Here is a 13,195-nt window from a genome sequence, read left to right on the forward strand (position 1 = left end):
GACACGAGGATGGCATGAGAAGACTACTGACGACTTTGGTGATTTTGCTGGTGGTGCTGGTGGCAGGGATGTCTGCCTTGGTGCTGTTGGTTAATCCGAATGATTTCCGCGGCTATATGATCAAGAAGGTTGAGCAGAGCAGCGGCTATCATCTGACGCTGGAAGGCGACCTTCGTTGGCATGTCTGGCCACAGTTGAGCATTCTTGCCGGGCGAATGACGCTGACGGCGCCAGGGGCAGCGGCTCCGGCGGTCAGCGCAGATAATATGCGTCTGGACGTCAAACTGCTGCCGCTCCTCTCCCACCAGCTTTACGTTAAGCAGGTGATGCTGAAAAATGCCGTCATCCGCCTGACCCCCGACAGCGCAGAACAAAACCAGCCCGATGCCCCTATCGCCCCCGGTGGTAACCAGGCAGATGATGGCTCGGGATCCCTGTGGAAATTTGATATCGACAACCTGCGGGTGGTGGATAGCCTGCTGATCTGGCAACGAGCCAACAACGAGCAGATTAACGTTCGCGATATCAATCTGACCCTGCAGCAGAATGACAAGCATCAGGCGCAGATCGAGCTTTCCAGCAGGGTGAATCGCGACCAACGCGATCTGAGCTTCAACCTGGCGGCCAATCTCGATCTGCAACAGTTTCCCCGCCAGATAGGCGCGCAGGTCACGCAGTTTAGCTACCAGCTTGAGGGCGCAGATATTCTTGCCGGTGCCATCAAGGGGGAAGGGAGCGTACAGGCGGTTTATCAGCAGGCTTCGCAGCAGATTGTCTTGAGCCAACTGATGCTCAGTGCCAATGATAGCCAGTTGACTGGGAGTGCTAGCGCGCAGTTCGGACCAGTGCCTGCTTACATCTTGGATCTCAGTGCCACACAACTCAATCTGGATGCACTCTCGGGCTGGCAGACAAAAACCCCTGATGAGGAGAAGCTGCCGCCGCCGGTGACTGCATCCCCGGTGATTGCCAATCAGGCGGACGATCCGCAACAGAATTTACAGGTGTTACGTGACTTCAACGCCCAACTCAAGCTGAAGGCGGACCAGGTTACCTACCGTGGGATGTCGATTAATCAGCTGGCGGTGCAGGCAAGCAACCAACAGGGATTAATGACGGTGACTACGCTGTCTGGCAAGTTGGCCGGTGGTGATTTCTCCCTGCCAGGTTCGATGGATGCGCGAACTGATAAGCCGCTGATTAAACTGCAGCCGCAGTTACGGCACATTGAGCTGGGCGAGGTACTCAAGGCCTTCGACATGCCATCGGCGTTGACCGGCACGTTCAACATGCAGGGCGATTTGAGCGGCGACCGCCTCAATGCCAAGGCTTTCGAACATCGCTGGCAAGGAACGGCGGAGCTGTCCATGCAGAATGCGCAGCTTCATGGTCTGAATATTCAACAGCTTATCCAGCAAGCCGTGGCGCGTAATGACAGTAGCGTGCGTGGTGAGGATAACAACCAGCGCTACACCGCGGTGCAACAAATGAGCGCCAAGGCCAGCTTGAGCAAGGGACAGATCACGCTCAGCGAGTTACAGGCAGAGTCGCCGGTGATGAGCCTGACCGGTAGCGGTACGCTTAATATGCCTGGCAAACAGTGCGATTTAACCATGAACGTACTGGTAACAGGGGGTTGGCAGGGCAACAATGCGTTAATCGCACAACTGCGCGAAACGCCGATCCCACTGCGTGTCTATGGCCCTTGGGATCAGCTCAATTATCAGCTACAGGTCGATCAGCTATTGCGTAAGAAACTGCAGGATCGTGCCAAAGACGCCTTGAACAAGTGGGCGGAGAAGAATAAAGGCTCCCAGGATGGCCAGGATCTGAAAAAGCTGCTCGATAAGCTGTAAACCTTATCAAACACTGCCCGCGCTCTCTTTAGGTTATGGTGAGCGCGGGTTTGCCCCCCAAACGACAAAATCGATACCTTTGATATTCATCTGGCATACTGCTGATGGCTTCCCTACAATAAGGGATCTGTTAATGAATAAAGCAAGGATTGACGGTGTCAAAAGCGAATTCTAATGCCACCATTGTGGATATTGCCCGCCGAGCCAACGTGACCAATATCACTGTCTCCCGTGCTTTTAATAAACCCGAACTGGTAAAGTCTGAAACGCTAGAGAAAATTCATGCTATTGCCAAAGAGCTTAATTATGTTCCCAATGCTTTCGCTCAGGGATTAAAGAAAAGCAGCAGCCAAATTATCGGCATTGTTACCAGCAGCATGTATAACCCTTTTTATTCCAACCTGATCCAAACCGTATCGCGCATTGCCCGCATGCAGGGCTATCAGATTATGCTGTTTGATACCGACGGCAGCGAAGAGGCTGAAATGCAGGCGGTACAGGCGCTGTTCGGTTATAAGGCGCGGGGCATTTTGCTTTCTGCCGTACGCGACGATCGGCATTATCAACCCGCCTACCTTGATCAGGCCGAACGCTATCATACTCCGCTGATCCTGATCGACAGGGACATTTATAATCAACAGCTTAGTGGCGTGTTCCTCAACAACCAAGAGATTGGCAAACTGGCCGGGAAATATCTGGCCGAGCAGCCGGAAAGTAATATTCTGATCCTGGGCGGCCCGGCCGACTCGGAAATTACCTTGGCACGAACCCAGGGGATTATTGATGCTCTGGAGGAGAAGGGGAGTAAAATCACCATTATCCATGGCGACTATGATTTTATTTCGCAGGCGGCACGGGTAAAAGAGTATCTTGCCGATGAACGGCATCAACCGGATTATATCGTGGGCCTCAATGGTATTATCACGCTGGGTGCAATTTCTTTATGCCATCAGTTGGATATTTACCATCGGGTGAAATTCTTCTCGATCGATGAACCGCCCAAGGCGCGGGATTATGGGCAGCATATTGCCGGGGTTTATCACGATACGCAGGTGTTAGGGGAAATCGCGGCAGAGTTATTGTTTAATGCGATTAAAAATAATCACAGCGATCAGCCATTGAGGCGGGAATTCTTTACCGGAATGTTGCTTGTCGAGTGATGTGGCCCCTCACCCCAACCCTCTCCCACAGGGAGAGGGAGCTGTACGGTACGCATACGTAGCCCGTGTAGCTTCGGAAAGTAGGGAGTAAAAACAAGAAAGGCAAGGTCTTACTCAGGGCAATCAACGAACTCGATCGGTCCCCTCTCCCTGTGGGCTGTCTCTTATACACATCTCAAGTTGCGGTCAAATGGCCGTAATTTGAGAAACATAGCAGGCTGATTTTAAAGAGAATTTTTCCGAGCGCCCTATTGATGTGCTTGAAATAATTCCCATAAAAAACAGTAAGATGCCGAGTTGTGTATAAGAGACAGCCCTGTGGGAGAGGGTTAGGGTGAGGGGTAATTCGCTGAGTTATCAGGCTAATCCACCCCATTACTGCCCGTAGTAAGCATTTTTACCGTGTTTGCGTAAAAAGTGCTTATCCAGCAGCGCGGGTTGCATGGGCGGGATCGTCGGAGTCAATTGCCGCGTGGCCATCGCCATTGCTGCCACTTCCTCCATCACCACCGCATTATGCACCGCATCCGCCGCCGTTTTTCCCCAGGCGAACGGCCCGTGAGAATAGACCAACACCCCCGGCACCTGCTGCGGATCGCGCTTCGCCTGTTGGAACGTCTCGATAATCACCTGACCTGTTTCCCGCTCATAGTCGCCAGCAATCTCGTCCTCACGCATAGGGCGGGTACAGGGAATGTCACCATAAAAATAGTCGGCATGGGTGGTGCCCAGGGCCGGGATCGCCTGGCCAGCCTGTGCCCAGATGGTGGCATTACGGCTGTGGGTATGGACGATGCCGCCAATCTCGGGAAAGGCGCGATACAGCGCCAAATGAGTATCGGTATCCGAGGACGGTTTACGCTGCCCTTCTTGGATAACTCCGTCCAAATCCACCACCACCAGATCGTCTATCGTCATCACCTCATAGGCGATCCCCGAAGGTTTGATCACCACCAGCCCCTGCTGGCGATCGATCGCCGACACGTTACCCCAGGTAAAGGTCACCAAACCATAACCCGGCAGGCTGAGATTGGCCGCCAATACCTGCTGCTTCAACTCACTTAACATGTGATGCCTCCCTGTTTCATCTGCTGCTCGATCCAGCTCTTGGCCTGGGTGATATGCTGGATATCCTGGCCATCGTTGCGTGTCCACATTTCCAGCAGGAATGGGCCGCGATAGTTGAGCCGATTCAACACGGCAAAGGTATGAGCAAAGTCCACGCAGCCGCTGCCGAAAGGCACATCGCGGAATTGCCCTGTAGTGCCCGGCAGCACTGGTAAAGTATCTTTTAAATGGATGGCGGTGATCTTGTCGATGCCTTGCTCCAGCTCAAAATCGACGTCATTGCCCCAGGCGCTGAGGTTGCCGATATCGGGATAGACGGTAAACCACGGGCTTTCAATCTGCCTGGCAAATTCGCGCCATTTGCTGATGCTGTTGATAAAGGTGGTATCCATGATCTCCACGGACAGCATCACCTGTGCCTTGGCTGCAAGCTCTACCGCCCATTGCATACCTTCGATAAAACGCTGGCGGGTATGGCGATCGGCAGTTTCGTAATAGACGTCATACCCCGCTAGCTGAATATTCCTGATCCCGACGTCGACGGCGAAATCCAACGCCTTTTCCATCAACGTGCGTGCCTGTTGGCGGATGGCGGCATCATGGCTGCCAAACGGATAACGACGATGGGCGGATAAGCACATGCTGGGCACCGTGATGCCACTGTCAAAACGGGCGTTGATCAGCGCCAGCCGCTGCTGACGATCCCAGTCCAGGCGCTGTTGGCGTTCCGGCTGCTCATCAATGGAGATCTCCATAAATTGGAAACCCAACTCGCTGGCGATACCCAGGCGTTGTGCCCAATCAAGATCCGCTGGCAAGGCTTTTTCGTACAGCCCAAGCGAGACGTTATTAGTGGTTTGCATGCTGTTTGGCCTCATTTAAAACTTGGGCGATATTCAGGTAGCCCGCAAAGCGATCGCGTAAGCGTCGGTTAGCCGCCGCGTCGGGGTAATAGGTATGTACTTCAGGCTGAATAACCTGCACGGCCTCGGTAAAGCTGCTGTACTCTCCGGCACCCACGGCGGCACAGATCGCCGCGGCCCGGCAGCCACTTTGCTGGATATTCACCACCTCCAGCGGCAAATTACCGGCGTTGGCAAACATCTGCATCCAGACGTCGGACTGTGTGGGGCCGCCGGTCATGCGAATACGCTCTACGCGTGGATTTAGCGCCACCAGACGATCCTGATGAACCAGATGAGAGAACACGATGCCTTGATAGATCGCATGCACGATATCGGCCATGTCATGGTGCCCGCCCAGGCCAATCAGCCCGCCCGGCAGATTGCTACCGAGGTTGGAGCCGAACAGGTACGGCAGGAATGTGATGTCACTCGGCTGTTTGCTGCGTTCTTGTACCCAACGGTTGAACTGCGCATAACGCTGATGATCGTTGTCGCAAAACTGCCGTAAGAACCAGGCCAGATTGCTCGCCGAGGTTGGGCTGCCTTCGTGAACAAAGTAGCGGCCCTCCATGCAATAACGCCCCCAGGCAAAAGGATGGGAGGAGGGGATCAGGTTCTCCGTTACGCAGGTAGCGATCGACCAGGTACCCGCCACGGCGCTCAGGGTGCGATCGTCGACCACTCCCGAGCACAAGGCCGCGCCAACCACATCAAACAGGCCGCCATACACCGCCGTTCCTGCCGGTAATCCGCATTGGGCGGCAGCAGTAGAGGTCACTTGCCCGGCAAGCTCGGCGGAACCTAGCAGTGGCGCGGTTTTGTCGGCCACTTCCTCAATGCCGAATGCCGCCATCAACACTGGGTCGTAGTCGGCCGTTTGCTGGTTGAACAGGTTGCTGCCGGAGATGTTGGTGATCTCCGCCGTTGCTTCACCCGTCAGGCGAAAGCGCAGGTAGTCATGAGCCATCAGCACTCGATCAATCGCCTCATATTGCGCGGGCTCATGCTGTTTCAGCCAACGTAACAGCACTGCCGGATGGCTGTTCCAGATGGGCTGCAGGCTACGGGGGTAGGTGACGGCTTCAATACCTTGCTGCTGTAACTCAACCACCATCGCCCCGGCACGAGTATCCGAAGAAACGATGCCGTTGCGGACCGGCAGGCCCTTTTTATCAATCGCATATAGCCCTTTGCCGTGTGATGAGAAGCTTACGCCACGCACCCGATCGCCGGTTATATCCGCGAGGTTGAGTACCTGACGAATGGTCTGGCAAAGGTCACGCCACAAGGGTTCCATCTCGCGCTCAGAGAAACCGGGTTGTGGGGAAATAGTTTCCCCATCACACTCCGCTACGGCAATTTCCTCACCGTTAGCTCGGTATAGACCCGCCTTGATCAGCGTGCCGCCAATATCAATGCCCAGAAAATATCCCATATCGGTTCTCCCTAGCTTATTTACGGCGGCTGGAACTGAGGTAGATAGCGGCGAGGATAATGCCGCCCTTGACCACGTTCTGGATGTAAGGCGACACGCTCATCAGGTTGAGGCCGTTATTCAGTACGCCAAGCATCATGGCTCCTACCAGCGTGCCGATAATGGCGCCTCTGCCTCCTGAGATGGCGGCCCCACCAAGCACTACGGCGGCGATGGCATCCAGTTCAAAACCTTCACCGGCGTTGGGCTGCCCGCTCATCAGGCGTGAAGTGAGTACCAACCCAGCCAGTGCGGCGGTCGTTCCACTCACCACATACACCAGGACTTTGTAACGGGGCACGCGGATCCCGCTCAGGCGCGCGGCCTCTTCATTGCCGCCAATGGCGTAGACATAGCGGCCAAACGGCAGGTGGTTAAGCATCAGGTAGGCCAGAATATAAACGCCGACCATGATCAGCACCGGTACTTGAATACCTAATACGGAACCGCGGCCGAAGAAGGAGAACATGTCCGGCAAGCCAGAAATCGGGTAGCCGCCGGTGTACAGCAGTGCTAAACCACGAGCGATCCCCATTGAGGCGAGGGTGACGATAATCGGCGGCATGCGCAGATAGGCAATGCAGGCACCGTTGGCCAGGCCAAACAGGGCGCCGATCGCCAACGCGGCGACCATCGCCAGAGGAATAGGGATCCCTCCCAGCATCAGGCCAGCGGCAATGGAACCGGACAGTGCCATCACCGGCCCGACCGAGAGATCGATGCCCCCAGTCAGGATTGCGCAGGTCATGCCCACGGCAATAATGGCGTTGATCGACACCTGGCGTGCCACGTTGGTCAGGTTGTTGACCGTCAGGAAGCTGTCATTAAGCCCGCTCATCAGCAGGAACAGAATGGCGAAGCCGATAAAAGGCAGCATCGCGGGGTGGTGCAGCAACTTCTCCCAGCGCTTGCCGAGGCTCTGCTTCTGGGCCGCGTGGGTAGGTGGGGATTGTTCAATTCCGATCATAATGCACTCCCGGTTGCATGAAGCATGATGTTGTGAGATTCGATTTCATCCCCTGCCAATTCGGCAACAATGTGGCCGCCACGGAACACCAGCACGCGATCGCAAACGCCGATGATTTCCGGTAATTCGGATGAAATCATGATGATAGAAATGCCTTTCTGCGTGAGCTGTTGCATCAGCTGATAGATTTCGGATTTGGCGCCGACGTCAATGCCACGGGTAGGCTCATCAAAAATAAGGATGTTGCAGTCATTGTTCAGCCAGCGGGCAATGACCACTTTTTGCTGGTTGCCGCCGCTCAGGGTGCTGACGGCGGTATCCGCGTCCGGGGTTTTCACGCCTACCGCACGGATCAGGCGCTGAACGATATCGTTGTCCTTGCGGGCGTTAACGAATATCTTGCCGAACCGTTCGTGGCGGTTGAGGGTGATGTTCTGTGCTACGGAAAAAGGCAGCACCAACCCTTCGGTTTTACGGCTTTCCGGCAGTAGGCCAATGCCTTGCTTCAATGCCAAAGCTGGGTTCCGCAGGGTGGTTGGTTGCCCACTAAGGCTGACCTGTTTGCGATAGCAGGCGCTGGCACCGATCAGCGCGGAGACCGTCTCGGTACGGCCCGAGCCCACCAACCCGGCAAATCCCAGGATCTCGCCTTTGAACAGATGGAAGCGATCTTCCTGCTGATGCTTGGTGCGCTGAATGCTGGCTTCCAGCAGGCGAACCGAGGTATCGACAGGGTGCGACTTCACCGGGAAGGCATTTTCGATTTTGCGCCCGACCATCAGCTTCACCAGTTCATCCACGTTGGTGTCGGCCGTGGGCAGCGTTTGCACATAGGTGCCGTCGCGCAAGACGGTGATCTGGTCGCAGATGGTGAAGATTTCATCCAGGTGGTGTGAGATGAAAATCATGCCGACGCCCAGCAGTTTCAGATCGTTCATGACGCTGAACAGGTGATCGGCTTCACCCGGCGTCAAGGTGGCGGTAGGCTCATCCAGCACCAGTATGCGGGCGTCCAGCGACAGCGCCTTGGCAATCTCGACAAACTGCTGCTGCGCCACGCTCAACTGCGCCACCGGGCAATCCAGATCGATATTCACCGTCAGCCGCTTGAAAATAGCCTCGGCTTTCTTGCGCATCGCTTTTCGATCTAATAATCCCCAGCGGTTCCTGATTTCCCGGTTGAGGAAAATATTGTCCAGAGCGTTCATATAAGGAATAAGCGAGAATTCCTGAAATATGATCCCCACTCCGGCGTTAATGGCCTGCCGATAATTATCAAACTGGCGGCTGGTACCCTCCATGATTATTTCGCCAGAGTCCGGTTGGTGAATACCACACAGGATTTTCACCAACGTCGATTTACCGGCTCCGTTTTCCCCTAGCAAGGCGTGTATTTGGCCGTGTTGAATGGTGAGGTCAATACCGTCCAACGCCTTCACGCCCGGAAAGGACTTCTTGATCTGTTTTAATTCTAATAACGCCGTCACGGTTAACTCCTTCGGGTTTTATACCCACCGTTGTGAAATGGGGCGGGTACAAACCTCAACCGGCTCGTTGTGTTGTAGGGGCGCCGTATTCTGCGCCCGCTTTGATAATCAATGCGTTGGTTTGAGGCAAACTACACATTCAGCAGCATTGCCGCGTGGTCATCAAACTCGAGGCCGGGCGTTTACCAGCTAAAGCCTTTGGCGTTGCTGCTGTCGATCAGCTTTACTTTCACCGGAATGGTGCTTGGCACGTTGGCACCCCAATGGCGGGCCAGCGCAATCCCCAAGGCAATACGTGCCTGGTCGCGTGGGAACTGGGCGGAGGTGGCGATAAACGGCGAGTTCGGTTTCAGGATCTCCTTAATCGCTTCAGGCTGGCCATCGACGCTGACCAACTTGACCTTGGCACCGTTACTCTCAATGGCTGCCAATGCGCCCAGGGCACCTACGTCGTTGACGCTAAAGATACCGGCCAGATCGGGAGTGGATTGCAGCATGTTTTCGGTTACGGTCAGTGCGGTATCACGCTCTTGCTTGCCGTTCTGCTTGGTGACAATCTTCATTTCCGGGTGCTTTTTAATGGCGTCTTCAAAACCACGGACGCGTTCCAGGATCGGCACCACCGGGATACCGTCCAGGATCGCCACTTTGCCTTTGTTGCCCAGGGATTTGGCCAGGTATTCACCCGCCTGGAAACCGGCATCATAGTTTTCCGAACCGACAAAGGAATCCAACGGGCCTTCGGCCTGGGCATCGATCGCCACGACCACCGCTCCGGCCTTGTGGGCCGAGATCACCGCCGATTGCACGCCAACCGAATCTGTCGGGTTAATCAGTAAAATATCGACTTTCTTTTGCAGCATATCTTCCACATCATTAATCTGCTTTGAGACGTCATGATGGGCATCCGCAATATACAGCTTGGCGCCAATATCACCGGCGGCCTGCTCTAATGCCTGTTTCATGGAGACAAAATAGTCGTTATTCATTTCCTGGAATGAAACGCCAATGGTGATCTGTTTGGCTAATGCCGATTGGCTGGCCAGCAGCATGCCGCCGGCGAGTATCACGGGTAAGGTTTTCTTGAATAATGAAAACATAGTTTATTCTCCTGTTGTAGGGGCGGTATTTTTCTTTCAGTGTTATTTATAATAATTAGGTGGTTATCGGCCAGAGGTCGGCCTCGCCATCATAGGGCGTTATCATTGTTTGCTTAAAACTAATCACTCAATATTAAGGAACTAAAATAACCTTGATGGAATCCGTTGAATCGGCCAGGGCGAATGCCTGATCCCACTCTTTTAGTGAATAACTGTGGGTCACCACGCCTTTGGACGTCACCAGACCGCGTTCAAAAAGATCGATGGCAATTTCATAGCTGTAAGGTGCCAGGTGCGCTCCGCGAATATCCAACTCTTTGCGATCGCCGATAATGGACCAGTCTACGGTGGTTTCCTTGCCAAACACGCTGAACTCGACAAAGCGGCCGAGCTTACGGATCATCTGCAATCCTTGGGTCACGCCGATCGGTGCGCCAGTTGCTTCAATGTAAACATCACAACCGTAGCCGTCGGTTAATGCCTTGACGATTTTATCGGCATCTTCCTTGAGCGGGTTGATGACCACGTCGGCACCGAAGGCTTTTGCCAACTCCAAGCGTTCGTCGATGGCGTCGATCACGATCAGCTTTTTCGGCGTCTTCAGCTTGGCAACTTGCACCATACACAGACCCAACGGCCCGGCACCGGCCAGCACCACAACGTCGTCTAACTGGATATCTCCACGGGCAACGGTGTGGATGGCACAGGCCATCGGCTCGATCAGTACGGCATCTTCATGGCTGAGGCTTTCCGGGATCTTGTGCACGATGGCATTAGCGGAAAAACGCATGTATTCCGACATTCCCCCCTCGGCCACGTCCTTTTGGAAGCCGTAGATATTGTGCGTCTCGCACATCCAATAGCTGCCGGACTTACAGTAACGGCACTCCCAGCAAGGCACGATCTGCTCGGCAATGACGCGCTCGCCGATCTTGTACTTCTGCTCTGTGCCTTCTCCCATGGCAACAATGCGGCCGTAGAATTCGTGGCCGGGTACGACCGGCGGTTTTACCCAAGGGTTTTCACCCCAAAACATCTGGGCACCGTTTTTACACTTACAATCGCCGGCACAGATCCCGCAACCTTCGACCTTGATCACCAACTCCTTGGCTTTAGGTAGTGGGGTAGGGACTTGTTCAAACCGGTAATCCTGCGGGCCATGGCAAACTACCGCGCTCATCTTTTCGGGTAACTGACTCATTTTCCTCTCCATTATCATGCTAGATAGCGATACGAAACCAATGTTGACGTTGTCATTTTTAGGGAAATAAAAAGGTTAATACTTATTTAAGTTATATTATTCATTATCTTATGAACAGATTTTAACGATTTATCAAAAATGACAACGTGAACATTGGCGATCATATAACCAAACTGGAGAAAACATTTGTTTGATCAAACTCACACATCGTTAACATCTGGCGTAAAGATTCTACAAATTCAGATCATGATCACAATGTTATGTCGGCTGTATGCAAGATAGGGGAGCGGTGAGTCATTTAATTTATTGAAATTAAATCAATTATTATCCGGCTGGATGGTCAGTTGGCTTGCTCTGAGCTGTCTGGCTGCAGTTTCCGGTATCTACCCGCCAGGTGGAAGGCTATCGCCAAAGCGACCTGGCTTGGAATTTCACGATTTGTTGATAGTTTCCTCCCGCAACATTGATGAATGTCATAATATCCTGTACTGATTTTCGGCAGAGTGTGGCGTTATTCGGCTGCAATCGGGCAATGAGCTGAAATAAAATAATTAAATCGAGGAATAACAATGGAACTTCTGATTGGAGCCTTGGTGGCGGTGTTCGTTGGCCGTTACATCATCAAGGGCTATTCTGCCACCGGGGTGTTAATGGTTGGCGGCCTGGTGCTGCTGGCGGTGAGTGCATTTATGGGCAAAAATCTGCTGCCCGCCAGTGCGACTTCGACCGGCTGGCGCGCCACCGATATTTTCGAATATGTCAAAATCCTGCTGATGAGCCGCGGTGGCGATCTCGGCATGATGATCATGATGCTGTGTGGCTTTGCCGCCTATATGACGCATATTGGCGCCAATGACGTGGTGGTCAAGCTGGCCTCCCGCCCGCTGCAGATGATCAACTCCCCGTATTTGCTGATGATTGCGGCCTACTTTGTTGCCTGCCTGATGTCACTGGCCGTCTCTTCGGCGACAGGGCTGGGCGTGCTACTGATGGCAACGCTGTTCCCGTTGATGGTTAACGTGGGGATCAGCCGTGGCGCGGCGGCAGCTATCTGTGCTTCTCCTGCAGCCATTATCCTTTCGCCTACTTCGGGTGATGTGGTGCTGGCAGCCAAGGCGGCCGAAATGCCGCTGGTGGATTTCGCCTTCAAAACCACGCTGCCTATCTCCATCGCCGCCATTATCTGTATGGCGATTGCCCACTTCTTCTGGCAGCGCTACCTCGACCGTAAAGCCAACGAACAGCACCACATCATGGACGTGAGTGAAATCACTACCAATGCGCCCGGTTTTTACGCCATCTTGCCGTTTACCCCGATCCTGGGGGTACTGGTCTTTGATGGTAAATGGGGGCCGGAGCTGCACATCATTACCGTATTGGTGATTTGTATGTTCATGGCCGCGGTGATCGAGTTTATCCGCAGCTTCAACGCCAAAACGGTGTTTGCCGGTTTAGAAGTGGCTTACCGTGGCATGGCCGATGCGTTTGCCAGCGTGGTGATGCTGTTGGTCGCGGCTGGGGTGTTTGCCCAAGGCTTGAGCACCGTTGGCTTCATCAGCGGCTTGATCAGCCTGGCACAGTCGTTTGGCACCGGTGGCATCATCATGATGCTGGTGTTGGTGGTGATCACCATGTTGGCGGCGATGACGACCGGCTCTGGTAATGCGCCGTTCTATGCGTTTGTTGAGCTGATCCCGAAACTGGCGGCACAGATGGGGGTTAACCCGGCTTACCTGGTGATCCCGATGCTGCAGGCTTCCAACCTGGGCCGTACGCTCTCGCCGGTGTCTGGCGTGGTCGTTGCGGTTTCTGGCATGGCAAAAATCTCGCCGTTCGAAGTGGTGAAACGCACCTCGGTACCGGTGATTGTCGGGCTGGTGGTGGTGATTGTGGCTACGGAGTTTCTGGTGCCAGTGCACCTGTAAGCTATGCCTGTGGGGGCGGGATGCTGCGCCCATTTGACATCAATGCTGGGCA

Annotated in this window: 10 protein-coding genes; 3 read left to right on the top strand and 7 right to left on the bottom strand. The window is 54.1% G+C overall.

Features of this window, described 5'->3' with window-relative positions; genetic code table 11:
* The first annotated feature begins 14 nt into the window (after positions 1-14).
* On the top strand, positions 15-1,856 hold the full coding sequence (gene asmA / locus D9980_RS03170; protein ID WP_121606388.1) for an outer membrane assembly protein AsmA: 1,842 nt from the start codon (positions 15-17) through the stop codon (positions 1,854-1,856).
* 155 nt (positions 1,857-2,011) lie between these two features.
* On the top strand, positions 2,012-3,016 hold the full coding sequence (locus D9980_RS03175) for a LacI family DNA-binding transcriptional regulator (RefSeq protein WP_121606389.1): 1,005 nt from the start codon (positions 2,012-2,014) through the stop codon (positions 3,014-3,016).
* Between the two features lie 375 nt (positions 3,017-3,391).
* Here D9980_RS03175 and araD read toward each other — a convergent pair whose 3' ends face one another.
* From araD to D9980_RS03210, 7 genes are all read right to left on the bottom strand, one after another.
* Positions 3,392-4,084 (bottom strand): L-ribulose-5-phosphate 4-epimerase, encoded by a 693-nt coding sequence (araD, locus tag D9980_RS03180; RefSeq protein WP_121606390.1) that lies wholly within the window; start codon positions 4,082-4,084, stop codon positions 3,392-3,394.
* Entirely contained in the window at positions 4,078-4,947 is an 870-nt protein-coding gene (locus tag D9980_RS03185; protein WP_121606391.1) for an L-ribulose-5-phosphate 3-epimerase, read from the bottom strand. Before D9980_RS03185 ends, araD begins: the two co-directional genes overlap by 7 nt.
* Entirely contained in the window at positions 4,934-6,424 is a 1,491-nt protein-coding gene (locus tag D9980_RS03190; protein ID WP_121606392.1) for an FGGY-family carbohydrate kinase, read from the bottom strand. The genes D9980_RS03185 and D9980_RS03190 overlap by 14 nt, the downstream gene beginning before the upstream one ends.
* Before the next feature lie 16 nt (positions 6,425-6,440).
* Positions 6,441-7,430 (bottom strand): ABC transporter permease, encoded by a 990-nt coding sequence (locus D9980_RS03195; protein WP_021805043.1) that lies wholly within the window; start codon positions 7,428-7,430, stop codon positions 6,441-6,443.
* Positions 7,427-8,917, bottom strand: coding sequence for a sugar ABC transporter ATP-binding protein (locus D9980_RS03200; protein WP_121606393.1), 1,491 nt, complete (start codon positions 8,915-8,917; stop codon positions 7,427-7,429). The genes D9980_RS03195 and D9980_RS03200 overlap by 4 nt, the downstream gene beginning before the upstream one ends.
* A 182-nt stretch (positions 8,918-9,099) precedes the next feature.
* A complete protein-coding gene (locus D9980_RS03205; RefSeq protein ID WP_121606394.1) occupies positions 9,100-10,017 on the bottom strand; it encodes a substrate-binding domain-containing protein in 918 nt (305 codons plus the stop codon).
* A gap of 133 nt (positions 10,018-10,150) precedes the next feature.
* Positions 10,151-11,218: an alcohol dehydrogenase catalytic domain-containing protein gene (locus D9980_RS03210; RefSeq protein WP_024484881.1), complete on the bottom strand. Its 1,068-nt coding sequence runs from the start codon at positions 11,216-11,218 to the stop codon at positions 10,151-10,153.
* Between the two features lie 569 nt (positions 11,219-11,787).
* Here D9980_RS03210 and dcuC point away from each other — a divergent pair.
* Positions 11,788-13,143: an anaerobic C4-dicarboxylate transporter DcuC gene (gene dcuC / locus D9980_RS03215; RefSeq protein ID WP_121606395.1), complete on the top strand. Its 1,356-nt coding sequence runs from the start codon at positions 11,788-11,790 to the stop codon at positions 13,141-13,143.
* Positions 13,144-13,195 lie beyond the last annotated feature (52 nt).

Source organism: Serratia sp. 3ACOL1, from assembly GCF_003668775.1.
Taxonomy (GTDB): Bacteria; Pseudomonadota; Gammaproteobacteria; order Enterobacterales; family Enterobacteriaceae; genus Chania; species Chania fonticola.

Coding starts and splice junctions, on each gene's coding strand:
- D9980_RS03210 (WP_024484881.1), bottom strand. CDS start 11,218: ATGAGTCAGTTACCCGAAAAGATGAGCGCGGTAGTTTGCCATGGCCCG.
- D9980_RS03190 (WP_121606392.1), bottom strand. CDS start 6,424: ATGGGATATTTTCTGGGCATTGATATTGGCGGCACGCTGATCAAGGCG.
- asmA (WP_121606388.1), top strand. CDS start 15: ATGAGAAGACTACTGACGACTTTGGTGATTTTGCTGGTGGTGCTGGTG.
- D9980_RS03205 (WP_121606394.1), bottom strand. CDS start 10,017: ATGTTTTCATTATTCAAGAAAACCTTACCCGTGATACTCGCCGGCGGC.
- dcuC (WP_121606395.1), top strand. CDS start 11,788: ATGGAACTTCTGATTGGAGCCTTGGTGGCGGTGTTCGTTGGCCGTTAC.
- araD (WP_121606390.1), bottom strand. CDS start 4,084: ATGTTAAGTGAGTTGAAGCAGCAGGTATTGGCGGCCAATCTCAGCCTG.
- D9980_RS03195 (WP_021805043.1), bottom strand. CDS start 7,430: ATGATCGGAATTGAACAATCCCCACCTACCCACGCGGCCCAGAAGCAG.
- D9980_RS03185 (WP_121606391.1), bottom strand. CDS start 4,947: ATGCAAACCACTAATAACGTCTCGCTTGGGCTGTACGAAAAAGCCTTG.